The sequence below is a fragment of the Pseudomonas sp. FW507-12TSA genome, from assembly GCF_058781435.1.
Genome location: NZ_JBYSWT010000012.1, coordinates 139,257 through 153,767 on the forward strand (window position 1 = coordinate 139,257; position 14,511 = coordinate 153,767).

General features: G+C 61.5%; 10 protein-coding genes. 3 read left to right on the top strand and 7 right to left on the bottom strand.

Annotated features, from left to right (window positions below; translation table 11 throughout):
* Positions 1 to 33: 33 nt before the first annotated feature.
* Positions 34 to 2,073: an oxidoreductase gene (locus tag AC3WK8_RS13840; RefSeq protein ID WP_103326802.1), complete on the bottom strand. Its 2,040-nt coding sequence runs from the start codon at positions 2,071 to 2,073 to the stop codon at positions 34 to 36.
* 210 nt (positions 2,074 to 2,283) lie between these two features.
* On the opposite strand from AC3WK8_RS13840, the gene AC3WK8_RS13845 reads away from it, so the two are divergent.
* A complete protein-coding gene (locus AC3WK8_RS13845) occupies positions 2,284 to 3,402 on the top strand; it encodes a carbon-nitrogen hydrolase family protein (protein WP_103326803.1) in 1,119 nt (372 codons plus the stop codon).
* Between the two features lie 4 nt (positions 3,403 to 3,406).
* Complete coding sequence (locus AC3WK8_RS13850; RefSeq protein ID WP_085598453.1) at positions 3,407 to 4,447, top strand: AraC family transcriptional regulator; 1,041 nt, start codon at positions 3,407 to 3,409, stop codon at positions 4,445 to 4,447.
* A 373-nt stretch (positions 4,448 to 4,820) separates the two neighbouring features.
* Here the strand turns inward: AC3WK8_RS13850 and AC3WK8_RS13855 are convergent, their stop codons facing one another.
* Both AC3WK8_RS13855 and AC3WK8_RS13860 read right to left on the bottom strand, forming a co-directional pair.
* Positions 4,821 to 5,699, bottom strand: a complete 879-nt coding sequence (locus AC3WK8_RS13855) for a DUF2242 domain-containing protein (protein WP_068582970.1) — start codon at positions 5,697 to 5,699, stop codon at positions 4,821 to 4,823.
* Between the two features lie 92 nt (positions 5,700 to 5,791).
* A complete protein-coding gene (locus tag AC3WK8_RS13860) occupies positions 5,792 to 6,691 on the bottom strand; it encodes a LysR family transcriptional regulator (RefSeq protein ID WP_068582967.1) in 900 nt (299 codons plus the stop codon).
* Between the two features lie 113 nt (positions 6,692 to 6,804).
* Between AC3WK8_RS13860 and AC3WK8_RS13865 the strand changes: the two genes are divergently transcribed.
* Positions 6,805 to 8,010, top strand: a complete 1,206-nt coding sequence (locus AC3WK8_RS13865) for an MFS transporter (protein WP_103326805.1) — start codon at positions 6,805 to 6,807, stop codon at positions 8,008 to 8,010.
* An 80-nt stretch (positions 8,011 to 8,090) separates the two neighbouring features.
* On the opposite strand, the gene AC3WK8_RS13870 is transcribed toward AC3WK8_RS13865, so the two are convergent.
* The 4 genes from AC3WK8_RS13870 to clpX form a co-directional block, all read right to left on the bottom strand.
* Positions 8,091 to 9,962, bottom strand: a complete 1,872-nt coding sequence (locus tag AC3WK8_RS13870) for a SurA N-terminal domain-containing protein (protein WP_103326807.1) — start codon at positions 9,960 to 9,962, stop codon at positions 8,091 to 8,093.
* A gap of 224 nt (positions 9,963 to 10,186) precedes the next feature.
* Positions 10,187 to 10,459 carry an HU family DNA-binding protein gene (locus AC3WK8_RS13875; protein ID WP_022639715.1) on the bottom strand — a complete coding sequence of 91 codons (273 nt, stop codon included), beginning with the start codon at positions 10,457 to 10,459 and terminating at the stop codon, positions 10,187 to 10,189.
* 148 nt (positions 10,460 to 10,607) lie between these two features.
* Positions 10,608 to 13,004: an endopeptidase La gene (lon, locus tag AC3WK8_RS13880; protein WP_053136738.1), complete on the bottom strand. Its 2,397-nt coding sequence runs from the start codon at positions 13,002 to 13,004 to the stop codon at positions 10,608 to 10,610.
* A gap of 169 nt (positions 13,005 to 13,173) precedes the next feature.
* Positions 13,174 to 14,457 carry an ATP-dependent Clp protease ATP-binding subunit ClpX gene (gene clpX, locus AC3WK8_RS13885; protein ID WP_085598439.1) on the bottom strand — a complete coding sequence of 428 codons (1,284 nt, stop codon included), beginning with the start codon at positions 14,455 to 14,457 and terminating at the stop codon, positions 13,174 to 13,176.
* Positions 14,458 to 14,511 lie beyond the last annotated feature (54 nt).

A 14,511-nucleotide genomic window follows, 5' to 3' on the forward strand; every position in this document is an offset into this window, starting at 1 on the left:
GGGGCTACAGGGCCGCTGCCGAAGCCGGAGGGATCAGAGTTCCGCGGCCAGGCGCGAACCCTGGTTGATGGCGCGCTTGGCATCCAGCTCGGCCGCCACGTCGGCGCCACCGATCAGATGCACGTTCTGCCCAGCGGCCACCAGGCCATCGTGCAATTCGCGCAGCGGGTCCTGGCCGGCGCAGATCACCACGTTGTCCACCGGCAGCACCTGGGGCTCGCCCGCTTCGCCAATGCGGATATGCAGGCCGGCGTCGTCGATCTTCAGGTACTCGACGCTGTTGAGCATCTGCACCTGCTTGTTCTTCAAGCCAGTGCGATGGATCCAGCCGGTGGTCTTGCCCAGGCCGTCGCCGACCTTGCTCTTCTTGCGCTGCAGCAGGAACACCTGGCGCGCCGGAGCATGGGGTTCGGCCTTGATCCCGGCGATGCCGCCACGAGCCTGCAAGCGGGTATCGATGCCCCACTCCTTCCAGAACGCCTCGCGATCCTGGCTGGTAGCCACGCCCTGGTGCACGAGGAACTCGCAGACGTCGAAGCCGATGCCGCCAGCACCGATCACCGCCACCTTCTGCCCCACCGGCTTGCGCTCGAGCAGCACGTCCAGGTAGCTCAGGACCTTGGCGTGTTCCACCCCGGGAATCGTCGGCACCCGTGGCGCGATACCGGTGGCGAGGATGATTTCATCGAACCCGCCGGCGACCAGTTGCTCGACATCCACCCTTGTATCCAGGCACAGCTCGACGTGGCTGGTCTGCAGCTTGCGCTTGAAGTAGCGCAGGGTCTCGTAGAACTCTTCCTTGCCCGGTACGCGCTTGGCGATATTGAACTGGCCACCGATCTCGCTGGCCGAATCGAACAGGGTCACCTGGTGCCCACGCTCGGCGGCCACGGTGGCGGCGGACAGACCGGCCGGGCCGGCACCGACCACGGCGATCTTCTTGATCTGCTGGACCGGCAGGTAGTTCAGCTCGGTTTCGTGGCAGGCACGGGGGTTGACCAGGCAGCTGGTCAGCTTGCCGCCGAAGGTGTGGTCCAGGCACGCCTGGTTGCAGCCGATGCAGGTATTGATCTCGTCGGCACGGCCGGCGGCGGCCTTGTTGACGAAGTCCGGATCGGCCAGGAACGGCCGGGCCATGGACACCATGTCGGCATCGCCCTCGGCCAGGATCTGCTCGGCCACTTCCGGGGTATTGAGGCGGTTGGTGGTGATCAGCGGGATGCCCACCGAACCCCGCAGCTTGGCCGTGACCTTGCTGAACGCGGCGCGCGGCACCTTGGTGGCGATGGTCGGGATGCGCGCCTCGTGCCAGCCGATGCCGGTGTTGATGATGGTGGCGCCGGCCTTTTCGATGGCCTGGGCCAGTTGCACGATCTCTTCCCAGGTGCTGCCGCCTTCCACCAGGTCGAGCATCGACAAGCGGAAGATGATGATGAAGTTCGGGCCTACCGCCTCACGCACCCGACGCACGATCTCCAGCGGCAGGCGCATGCGGTTCTCGTAGCTGCCGCCCCAGCGGTCGGTACGGTGGTTGGTATGGGCGGCGAGGAACTGGTTGATGAAGTAACCCTCGGACCCCATGATCTCGACGCCGTCGTATTCGGCCTTCTGGGCCAGGGTCGAGCAGGTGACGAAGTCGCGGATCTGCTTCTCGATGCCCTCCTCGTCCAGCTCCTTGGGCTTGAACGGGTTGATCGGCGCCTGGATGGCGCTCGGCGCGACCTGCTTGGGGCTGTAGGCGTAACGCCCGGCGTGCAGGATCTGCATGCAGATCTTGCCACCGGCCTCGTGCACCGCGCGGGTGACGATCAGGTGCTTCTGCGCCTCTTCTTCGGTAGTCAGCTTGGCCGCTCCGGAATACACCCCACCTTCATCGTTGGGGCCGATGCCGCCGGTGACCATCAGGCCCACGCCGCCACGGGCGCGCTCGGCAAAATACGCCGCCATGCGCTCGAAGCCGCCAGGCTTTTCTTCCAGGCCGGTGTGCATGGAGCCCATCAGGGTCCGGTTGCGCAGGGTGGTGAACCCCAGGTCGAGGGGGGCCAGCAAATGCGGGTACGGGGCAGCAGCCATGGCGTCACTCCAGATCGGGCTATCACGGTAGGTGCGGAAGCTCTGCGGCTTCCGTCGGTAGTGCGGCACAGACTAAAAGCACACCCGCTGTAGGCTCAATGACCGTAACTGACAAGTTATTGATCCAAACGTACAGCGGCCCTTGGCAAGCGCCGGTCGCCGCCCTACCCTAGGCGACGAATCCTGCACACGGTTGTCGACTGTTTTCCCATGCGCAAACTTCTGTACATCATCCTCGCCCTGGCCCTGGTCGCCGCCATCAGCAGCTATGGAGCCTGGACCCGCGACCGCCCGGGGGCGCACTACCTGTCGGACCTGCGCATCACGCTGGCGGTGGACCATGGCGTGCCCGCCGACCACGGCAACCTGCTGGCGATCCAGCCGGAGCTGTTTCCCACTGACTACCAGAGCAGCGCGCGCCTGCACCGTAAGCTCGCGGCTTACCTGCAGCAGGCTCGTGAGCGCGGCCTGGTGAATGCCAAGACCATCGTCGTGCTGCCGGAACATATCGGTACCTGGCTGATGGTCAGTGGCGAGAAGAACGAGTTGTACCAGTCCACCACCTTGAAGGAAGCCATGAACTGGCTGGCGGTGAGCAACCCGCTGCTGTTCGTCAAGGCCCTGGCTGCCGCCAAGGGCACCAGCCGGCTGGACGACGCCCATCTGCGGATGAAAGCCCAGCAGATGGCCAGGGATTACCAGGAGCTGTTTGGCGGCCTGGCCCGGGAATTCCAGGTGACCCTGGTGGCCGGCTCCATCGTGCTTCCCGACCCCAGCGTCAACCAGGGCAGCCTGCAGGTGGGTACTGGCGCCCTGTACAACAGCGCCCTGGTGTTCGGCAGCGATGGCCAGCCCATTGGCCAGCCGCAGCGCCAGATCTATCCCAGCCTCTCCGAGAGCGGCTATATCCAGGGCGATGCCGAGGCAGCGCCGCAGGTCTTCGAAACCCCGGCCGGACGTCTCGGGGTACTGATCGGCAGCGATAGCTGGTATCCGCAGAACTACCGCAAGCTCGACGCACAGCAGGCACAGCTGGTGGCTGTACCGGCCTTCATCATGGGCAAGGGCCACTGGGAGCAGCCTTGGCGCGGCGACCACAGCGCAGCCCTCGAAGCCCTCGCGCCGAATACCAGCGAGGGCACTGCCTGGCAGCACCTGACCCTCACCAGCCGCACCTCCCGGAGCCTGGCCAGCGGCGGTGCCAGCGTATTCCTGCGTGGCCAGTTCTGGGACCTGGGCACCAGTGGCCAGAGCTTCCTGAGCAGCGCTGGCCAGACCTTCGCCGACGATGGCAGCCGTGGCGCCCGTCTGCTGAATCTCTGGCTGTAGATCCTTGAGAAGCGCACCGATGCGCCTGGGCGACCTGTCGGTGGGTTTCGTCCATAGCCTGGCGGATGCGGTCCGCAGCCATGGCCAGGACCCTGTTCCCCTGCTGGAGCAGTACGGATTGGACAGCGCGCGCCTGGCCGAAGCCGGGGCGCGCCTGTCGATCCCGCGCTACATGCGCCTGGGCCACGGGGCGATCCAGCTCACCGGCGATCCAGCCCTGGGGCTGCGCATGGGCCGCCTCAGCCGCCTGAGCCAGGCGGGCCTGGCCGGTGTCACCGCCGCCCAGGCGCCCACCGTGCGTGAAGCGGCACGCTGCCTGACGCGCTTCGAAGCCCTGTACGGCTCCAACTATCGCGGTCAATCGAGCTTCTGCGAGGACGCCGACGGCGCCTGGCTGCGCTTCTACTCCATCAGCCCATACAACGCCTACAACCGTTTCGTGGTGGACTCGATCATCTCCGGCTGGTTGCAGCAGTTGTCCAACCTGGCCGGGCAAGCGCTGCATGCGCAACGGATCGACATCGAGTTCCAACAGCCCGACTACCACGAAGCCTATGCCCTGCTCGGCCCTGCTACGGTGCACTTCGGCGCCGAGCACAACCAACTGCGCCTGGACCAGGCCAGCCTGGCCCTGCGCAACCCCGAGCACTGCCCGAGTACCTGGCGCCACCTGCTGCTGTTGTGCGAAAGGGAACTGGAGCAACTGACCCGCACCCGCAGCCTGCGCGAACGCATCATTCAGTTGCTCGGACCTTTGCTCAACGGTGGCCGGGAGCCGGACCTGGAGGAAGTGGCGGCGCGCCTGAAGCTGCCGACCTGGACCTTGCGCCGCAAGCTGGCCGAGGAAGGTACGCAGTTCCGGGCGATTCTCAACGACACCCGGCGCGACCTGGCCATGACTTACATCCGCGACACCGAACTGGCGTTCGGCGAGATTGCCTATCTGTTGGGGTTCGCCTCAGCCGAGGCATTTCAGCGGGCCTTCAAGCGCTGGAACGGCCAGACTCCGGGGGAGTTTCGTCGCAGCCACCGCCAGTTCGGCTAAAAAAAAGCCACCGGCCTTACAGCTCGGTGGCATCGTCTGCGGGTTCCAGAGGATCCAGCTCGAAAGCCTGGTACTCCAGCAGCTCTTCTTGGTAATCGTCCATGGAGACTCCTTTTCCGTTGATTGAATGGACCTGCGCTCGTTAGCCGCCAGGGTCAGCATAAGTTGCCGGGATGACAGGAAAAATACTACCCCCTAGGTCAAGATTTCTGTCATTGAAACGTAACGACCCATGAAAAATTTAGCGGGCAGCCGCCATCGCCCGCTTGAGCGGCAAGCGGCGACGCTGTCGACAAAGGACGTATCTGCTGGAAAAGCCAGGCCCGGGCGACCGGAAGCTGCGATGGCGGTGGACCGCCATCGCCGTGGCGCCTCAGCGCGGCAATGCCTGGATCGGCTCGGAGGGCGGTGGCAGCGTACTGGCGGGAGGGGGGGTAATGACGGGCGCTGGAGCGAGCACATCGCTTGCCGGCGTTGGCTCGCTTGCTGGAACCGGAACTATCGGAGCCGCCTGCACCGGGGGCACCACGGGCTGCGACATGCTTGGCTCAGGCTCGGCAACCGGGGTCACCGGGGTACTTGGGGCCGGCAAAGGCAACGCCAGCGGAGCAGGTGCAGGCTGGGGCTCTGCCTTGGCCGGGGGCTGGGCCTGGCTGTCCGGCTTGTTCTCAGGGACCCCGAGATCGGCCTTGGGCTTGTCCTCGACATGGGTGGCAGCCTTGGTTTCCTCAGGCAGGAACAACTCCAACAGGGCAAAGTAGCGCTCATAGAACTTGGCGGACGACACCGTCTCGCTGGCCACCTTGACCATCGAATCGTCGGTGGAGCCGATCGGCATCGATACCGACCCCAGGACCCCGACCCCGAGACTCGCCGAGTTGTTCAGCTTCTTCAGGGCATAGCGGTCCTGCAGGGCGTTGGCGAACACCGTCGAGCGACGACCGCCGGTCCCGTCCTTGGCGCAGACAATGTTGAAGCTGATTTCCAGGTGGGTCTCGCCGGTCTGCTGGAAGCTCTTGTGACCACTGACCAGCTTCGGATCGTTGCTGGTGATGATGTAGCCCTGGCTCAGCAGTGCGCGCCGCGCAGCTTCACAGGATGCCGTCTCGCTGACCGCATAGTTGCGCGAGAACGTACCCGAATCGTCGAAGCTTTCATGCTCGTAGATGGCCGTCTTGTGCGATGAACAACCGGCGACCGCGGACAACAGCAATACCCCGGCGGCCGAGCGCAGGTGAAATGATCTAAACATCGAGAATCCTGAGGAAAACGCTTCGGCGCGTATTGTGCTACAGATCAGCATCGCGCAGTTCGGCTAATTGATGGCGTTGATCTCACGCAAGGTTACTGACCACTGTTTACCGGAAAAAGTCGTTCGCTCAAATGTTCGATCAGTACTCGCAGCTTCGCAGCGGCATGCCGGCTCGACGGCCACAGCAACCAGAAGGTGCCGTTGAATTCCAGGTATTCGTCGAGTACCACCTGCAGCTCTTGGCGCTCGATGGCGGAACGCACCATGAAGTCCGGCAAGCAGGCAATGCCCAGGCCGCTGCGGGCTGCTTGCTCCAGTGCTTCGGTGGAGCTGCTGGTCAAGCGAGTCGGCAACAGCGGTTCAGGCTGGTGGAGCCGAGGCTTGAATGGCCAGGCCTCAAGCTTGCCGGTGTGATGGAAGATGTGCCGCAGGCAGGCGTGCTCATGCAGCTCCTGGGGCGACTGGGGCAGCCCGCGGGCCTGGAAGTAGCCGGGGCTGCCCACCAACACCATGCGGAAACGCCCCACCTGACGGGCCAACAAGCGTGAATCCTTGGGGTTGCCGGTGCGTACCACCAGATCGAAGCCCTCTTCCACTACGTCCACCATACGGTCGGACAGGTCGACATCCAGCTCGATCTGCGGATAGCGCAACATGAACTCCGCCAGCACCGGCATCAACAGGCTATGGGCCTGGGGCGCGCTGATCCGCAGTTTGCCCACGGGGGCACTGGCCGAATCGCATAACTGGAATTGCGCCAGCTCGACCTCGGCGGCAATCCGGCGGCAACGCTCAAGGAGCCCCGCCCCTTCGGCGGTAAGGCTGATACTGCGAGTGGTGCGATGAAAGAGGCGGGTTTCCAGCCGCTCCTCCAAGCGCGCAATGCTTTTGCCCACGGCCGAGGACGACACCCCCAGGAGGCGCCCGGCCTCGGTGAAGCTGCGAGTCTCCGCCACCTGCATGAACACCGGGATACTGCCCAACCAATCCATTGTCGACTCCGGAATTAAGGACTTGGATGTCCGATAAGTTCGGAACCTTAGCCTATTTTTCCCTGATAGACAGCGCCCTACCCTGTATCTCCCTTTTCACCATGGAGCCTTCCATGAATCACCCAGTCGATGCCTGCGAGCTGCTGCCCCCTGTCACTGAAACGTCTGAACGCCTTCCCGTCGGCGGCCTTCTGGCCCTGGCGAGTGCAGGCTTCATCACCCTGTTGACCGAAGCCATGCCGGCCGGATTACTGCCACAAATGAGCCGGGGCCTTGAGGTCTCGCCGCCTCTGATCGGGCAACTGGTCACCCTGTATGCCCTGGGTTCGCTACTGGCGGCAATTCCCCTGGTGACCCTGACTCAAAGTTGGCGACGGCGCCCCCTGTTGCTGATCGCCATTGGCGGGTTCGCCATCGTCAACAGCATCACCGCTCTTTCCAGCGACTACAGCCTGACCCTGGTCGCCCGATTCTGCGCTGGGGTCTTCGCCGGTTTGCTCTGGGCCCTGCTCGCCGGCTACGCCAGTCGCATGGTGGCGCCTCACTTGCAGGGACGGGCGATCGCCATGGCCATGCTCGGTGCGCCTGTCGCGTTGTCCATCGGTATTCCGGCGGGGACCTTGCTCGGCAACATGGTGGGTTGGCGCATGAGTTTCGCCATCATGACGCTACTGACCCTGGGGTTGGTCGTCTGGGTACTCCGGCAGGTGCCGGACTTCCCGGGGCTACGCCCCCAGAAACGCCTTCCCCTGCGTCGGGTCCTGGCATTACCAGGCGTCAGGCCGGTGTTGTTCGTGACCTTCACCTATGTGTTGGGCCACAACATTCTCTACACCTACATTGCGCCCTTTCTTGAACCCGTCGGCCTTGGCGGACAGATCGAACGTGTGCTGCTGGTATTCGGCCTGGCCGCCCTGCTGAGTATCTGGGCGATCGGGTTGCTGATCGATCGCTGGCTAAGGGCACTGGTGCTGGTCAGTTGCCTGCTGTTCATCGCCTCGACCCTGCTGCTGGGGCTGCTTCCCCAGGGACCGACGACGATCTATGCCGCGACGGTGATCTGGGGGCTTTCATTCGGAGGTATTCCCACCCTGTTGCAGACCGCGCTGGCCAAATCTGCTGGCGAACATGCCGACACCGCACAATCGATGCTGGTGACCTTGTGGAACCTGGCGATCGCCCGGGGCGGCCTGGGCGGCGCAATGCTGCTCCAGGGGCCGGGGGTGACCAGCTTTCCCTGGGTGATCGGCGGCCTGCTGCTGATGGCCCTGCTGGTAGCGATTGGCGCGAAGCACCAAGGGTTTGCGGTTTACCGCTAACCGCTCACGGATAGGGATCAGCCCCGCAAAAAAAGACCCCGGCTTTTGGCCGGGGTCTTTTCAACACAGGGAAACAGGCATCAGTAACGCTTGATATCCGCCTGGTTTTCCAACTGCTTGCGATAGGCCGCAAAGTCTTGCTGGCCTACGCGCGAGGCCAGGAAGCGGCGGTACTGGGCCTTCTCTTCCTCGGTCGGCGCCGCGGCTTCATTGACCGCGTTGAGCTGCAGCACCAGCAGGTTGCCGTTAGGCAGGGTCACGCTGGTGAAGCTCGGCTTGTCCTTGGACTCAGGCTTGCTCATGCGGAACAGTGCCTGCAGCACGGTCGGATCGATACCTTCCTGGCCACGGGTAACGGCTTTCGCCACTTTCCAGTCCTGGCCGTCCACCGGCTTGCTCAGCGCAACCTTGCCATCACGCAGGCTGGCGATCAGTTCTTCAGCCTTGGTCTTGGCCGCAGCACTGGCGTGCTCCTTGGCCAATTGCGTGCGAATGGAACTGGCTACGCTGTCCAGGGGCAGTTGCTCGGGCTTGCGGTGCTCCTTGGCACGCAGTACCACGACGGTTTCCGGATCCAATTCGATGGCACCGCTGTTGGCACCCTCGTCGAGGACTTCGGTACTGAAAGCCGCCTGGATCACCGCGCGGTTGGCCGCAATACCGTCGCCACCCTCACGGCCGAACGGCGCGGAGGTATGCACGGTGAGCTTCAAGTCCTGGGCCGGCTGGGCCAGGTCGGAGGCTTCGAACGACGAGTCTTCCAGCTGCTTGGTGGCATCCACGAAACGCTGTTCGACCTGTTGCGCCTTCAGCTCGCGGGTCAACTTGTCCTTGAGGCTGGCGAAGCTTGGCACTTCAGGCGCTTCGACACCGAGCAGCTTGATCAGGTGGAAACCGAAATCACTGCGTACCGGGGCGGAGACCTGGTCCTTGTTCAGCGCATACAGCGCTTTCTCGAAGGCTGGATCGTAGACACCGGGGCCGGCGTAACCCAAGTCACCGCCGTTGTTGGCCGAACCTGGATCCTGGGAGAACTCCTTGGCCAGCGCCTCGAACTTCTCGCCCTTGGCCAGGCGAGCCTGGATGTCTTCGATCTTGGCCTTGGCCTGGGCTTCATCGACCTTGTCGTTGACTTCGATCAGGATGTGCGCGGCACGGCGCTGCTCGGCCAGGTTGCCGATCTCTTTCTGATAGAGCGCTTGCAGGTCTTCGTCCTTGACGCTGACCTGATCGAAGAACGCGGCTTTCTTCAGCTCGATGTAGTCGATCACCACTTGGTCAGGAGTCATGAACTCCTTGGCGTGCTGGTCGTAATAGGCCTTGACCTCGTCATCGGTCAGCTTGATGGCTGCCGGATCGGCCTTGACGGTCAGGGAAGCGAAGTCGCGGGTCTGCTTCTCCAGACGGGCGAAAGCCAGCACCTGGGCGTCGGTGACGAAACCGCTGCCAGCCAGGCCGGCGCGGACCTGGCCAATGAGCATTTCCTGGCTGAGCATCTGCCGGAACTGCATGCGGCTGTAGCCCAACTGGCGAATGACCTGGTCGAAACGCTCGGGGCTGAACTTGCCTTCAACCTGGAATTCCGGCGTTTGCAGGATCACCTGGTCCAGGGCACCTTCGGAGAAGGCGAACTTGGAGTCCTGGGCACCTTGCAGCAGCAACTTGCGGTCGATCAACCCTTTCAGGGCCGCTTCACGCAGCATCTTCTCGTCGAGCAGGGAGGCATCGAAGTCCTTGCCCAATTGCTGCATCAGCTGGCGGCGTTGCATGTCGACGGCCTGGCTCAACTCGTTCTGAGTGATCTCCTCGCCGTTGACCTTGGCCGCATCCTGTTTATGGCTAGTCGCGTTGAAAATGGCATCGAAACCGGTCAACGCCATCAACGCGACGATGACCCCGATTATGGTTTTGGCAATCCAGCCTTGTGAATTGTCCCTGATATTCTGCAGCATGCGTCCCCCAGAAACGGCTGTACTTCTGTTCAAGCAACCGTGGAGCGTGGGTAGAGTCCGGATAGAAGAAAGGCGCATCCGAGGATGCGCCTTCTCGTAACTGGCGGAGCGGACAAGAGCTGAACCTGCGACTCTCGACGTGAACCGGTAGCACCGGTCGACTGGCGCCCCGCTGCCAGATCAGGCATGACCCCGACCCGGATGGGCAAAGGCCCTGAAGAAACTTAGTTGACCGCTTCTTTCAGAGCTTTACCGGCTTTGAAACCTGGCTTTTTAGCAGCAGCGATTTCCAGAGTCTTGCCGGTCTGTGGGTTACGACCAACACGAGCTGGACGATCAGTTACCGAGAAAGTACCGAAACCAACCAGCACAACAGAGTCACCGGCCTTCAGAGCGCCAGTAACGGATTCGATCACTGCATCCAGCGCACGGCCAGCAGCAGCTTTCGGGAGATCAGCAGATGCAGCGATAGCATCAATCAGTTCCGACTTGTTCACTCTAAGTCCCCTTATATATCTATGAGTATGATTCTAAGTTTTTTGGTGAAAGCAAAAACGAGTGCTGAATGGCCTACAGGCATTTAAGAGCCGCTTTATAACAAGGGCTCTAAAAAGCTGTCAAGGAAGCCCCCCAGGCTAATGCGTACTAATGCGTGCTAATTCTTTCCTTAGAGTCAGACTCGCGTTTTTCGTCCTTTGCAACTATCTCGGGAGCCACATCCGGCAAGGGCTCCGGCGCGTATTGCAGCGCAATTTGCAGGACTTCGTCAATCCATTTAACTGGTTTGATCTGCAGATCCTGCTTGATATTGTCAGGAATTTCTTTCAAATCGCGAACGTTCTCTTCAGGAATGATCACGGTCTTGATTCCGCCCCGATGAGCCGCCAGTAGTTTCTCTTTCAAACCACCGATAGCCAATACCTGACCACGCAGAGTGATCTCACCAGTCATCGCTACATCGGCTCGTACCGGAATGCCGGTCAGGGCCGAAACCAGTGCCGTGCACATGCCGATGCCCGCGCTTGGACCGTCTTTCGGGGTTGCGCCTTCGGGCATGTGGATATGGGTGTCGCGCTTCTCGTGGAAATCCAGCGGAATGCCCAGGCTCTTGGCACGGCTGCGCACTACGGTCTGCGCTGCAGTGATCGATTCGACCATGACATCGCCCAGGGAACCGGTCTTGATCAGTTGCCCCTTGCCTGGCACCACGGCCGCCTCGATGGTCAACAGCTCACCACCCACCTGGGTCCACGCCAGGCCGGTCACCTGGCCGATCTGGTCCTGCTGTTCGGCCAGGCCATAGCGGAATTTGCGCACGCCGAGGAAATGCTCCAGCAGGTCGGAAGTGACCTTCACCGAGAAGCGTTTTTCCATCGCATGTTCCTTCACCGCCTTGCGGCAGACCTTGGCGATCTGGCGCTCCAGGCCGCGCACACCGGCTTCGCGGGTGTAGTAGCGGATGATGTCGCGGATCGCCGCCGGATCGAATTCCAGCTCGCCCTTCTTCAGGCCGTTGGCCTGGATCTGCTTGGGCGCAAGGTACTTGACCGCGATGTTGATCTTCTCGTCCTCGGTGTAGCCGGGCAGGCGAATCACTTCCATCCGATCCAGCAGGGCCGGTGGAATGTTCATCGAGTTGGAGGTGCAGAGGAACATCACATCGGACAGGTCGTAGTCGACCTCCAGGTAGTGATCGTTGAAATTGTGGTTCTGTTCGGGGTCCAGTACCTCGAGCAGTGCCGACGCAGGATCGCCGCGCATGTCGCTACCCATCTTGTCGATTTCATCGAGCAGGAACAGTGGGTTGCGCACGCCAACCTTGGTCATCTTTTGAATCAATCTTCCCGGCATCGAACCGATGTAGGTCCGACGATGCCCACGAATTTCCGCTTCGTCACGCACACCACCCAGGGCCATGCGCACGAACTTGCGGTTGGTGGCGTTGGCGATCGATTCCGCCAGGGAGGTCTTGCCGACCCCGGGCGGGCCCACCAGGCACAGTACCGGGCCACGAATCTTCTTCACGCGCTTCTGCACGGCGAGGTATTCGAGGATCCGTTCCTTGACCTCTTCCAGGCCGTAGTGGTCGGCATCGAGGATGTCCTCGGCACGCGCCAGGTCCAGGCGCACCTTGCTCTGGGCCTTCCACGGCACCTGCACCAGCCAGTCGATGTAGGAGCGAACCACAGTGGCCTCGGCGGACATCGGCGACATCTGCTTGAGCTTGTTCAGCTCCGCCTGGGCCTTGGCCATGGCGTCCTTCGGCAGTCCGGCGGCATCGATGCGCTTCTTCAGCTCTTCGATTTCGTTGTGGCCTTCGTCACCGTCGCCCAGCTCTTTCTGAATGGCTTTCATCTGCTCATTCAGGTAGTACTCGCGCTGGCTGCGCTCCATCTGCTTCTTGACGCGGCCACGGATGCGCTTTTCCACTTGCAGCAGATCGATCTCGGCATCCAGCAGGGCCAGGACATGCTCGACCCGTGCGGACAGGTCGATGATCTCGAGGATTTCCTGCTTCTGCTCGATCTTCAGCGCCATGTGTGCCGCCATGGTATCCACCAGGCGGCTGGGCTCATCGATACTGTTGAGGGAAGAAAGAACCTCGGCAGGTACCTTCTTGCCCAGCTGTACATATTGCTCGAACTGGGACAGCAAGCTGCGGACGAAAACTTCCGACTCGCGGTCGGGGGCTTCGACCTCATCAATCAGGGCGACTTCGGCACGGCAGTGGCCGTCCACTTCGCTGAAGCGTTCGACAGCGCCGCGCTGCTCACCCTCGACCAGCACCTTGACGGTGCCATCGGGCAATTTGAGCAACTGCAGCACAGTCGCAATGGTACCTACGCGATAGAGCGCATCCTCACCGGGATCGTCATCAGCAGGGTTTCTCTGTGCCAGCAGCAGAATCTGCTTGTCGCCCGTCATCGCTGCCTCGAGGGCTTCGATCGACTTCTCGCGCCCCACGAACAGCGGGATAACCATGTGCGGATAAACCACGACATCACGCAATGGCAGGAGAGGCAATTCGATGGTTGTCTTCATGATTTCGCCTCTACGGCGGCCATACGGCCGTAAACAGGTGGAAGTAAGCGTGAAACCAAGATGGGGGCTGCCTGAAAAAAAAACAAGCTCAAAGACAGCGTTTCAAAGACGCTAAAAACAAAGGGGCCCGAAGGCCCCTTCTTTTTCTTTCACTCAAACAGCCCGAAGCTTACGCGTCGGGAGCTGCCTTGGCAGCCGGCTCACTGTTTTCATAGATGAACAGTGGCTGGGACTTGCCTTCAATAACGCTTTCGTCGATCACTACTTTACTCACCTCGGACTGCGAGGGGATCTCGTACATAGTGTCGAGCAGTACGCCTTCGAGAATCGAGCGCAGACCACGGGCGCCAGTCTTGCGTTCCAGAGCCCGCTTGGCCACGGCCTTCAGTGCGTCGGCACGGAACTCCAGGTCGACACCTTCCATCTCGAACAGCTTGCCGTATTGCTTGGTCAAGGCGTTCTTCGGTTCGGTGAGAATCTGGATCAGCGCAGCTTCATCCAGCTCGTCCAGGGTTGCCAGGACCGGCAGGCGGCCCACGAACTCTGGAATCAGGCCGAACTTGACCAGATCATCAGGCTCGACTTCACGCAGGGACTCGCCAACCTTCTTGCCCTCTTCCTTGCTGCGAACTTCGGCGTTGAAGCCGATGCCGCCGCGAGTGGAGCGGTTCTGGATGACCTTCTCCAAGCCGGAGAACGCACCACCACAGATGAACAGGATGTTGCGGGTGTCGACCTGCAGGAACTCCTGCTGGGGATGCTTGCGGCCACCTTGGGGCGGAACCGAGGCAACCGTGCCTTCGATCAGCTTCAACAACGCCTGCTGCACACCTTCGCCGGAAACATCCCGAGTAATCGAAGGGTTGTCGGACTTGCGGGAAATCTTGTCGATTTCGTCGATGTAGACAATGCCCATCTGGGCTTTTTCCACATCGTAGTCGCACTTCTGCAGCAGCTTCTGAATGATGTTCTCGACGTCCTCACCCACGTAGCCGGCTTCGGTCAGGGTGGTAGCGTCGGCAATGGTGAAAGGCACGTTCAACAGGCGCGCCAGGGTTTCGGCCAACAGTGTTTTACCCGAACCTGTAGGGCCGATCAGCAAGATGTTGCTCTTGCCGAGCTCGACATCGTCACTTTTCTTGTCACGCTGATTCAGGCGCTTGTAGTGGTTGTACACCGCTACCGCCAGAACCTTCTTCGCACGCTCCTGACCAATCACATACTGATCAAGGATGCCGCTGATTTCTTTAGGCGAAGGCAATTTATGCGCGCTGCTCTCGGCCTGTGCCTCCTGCACCTCCTCACGGATGATGTCATTGCACAGGTCGACGCACTCGTCGCAGATAAAGACCGAGGGGCCGGCAATCAATTTGCGTACTTCATGCTGGCTTTTGCCACAGAAGGAGCAATAAAGCAGTTTGCCGTTGTCCTCGCCGTTGCGGGTGTCAGTCATTCGATCGATCCAAATCCGATAGGCTTGCAACACAAGATGAAGGCAATTGCGGGC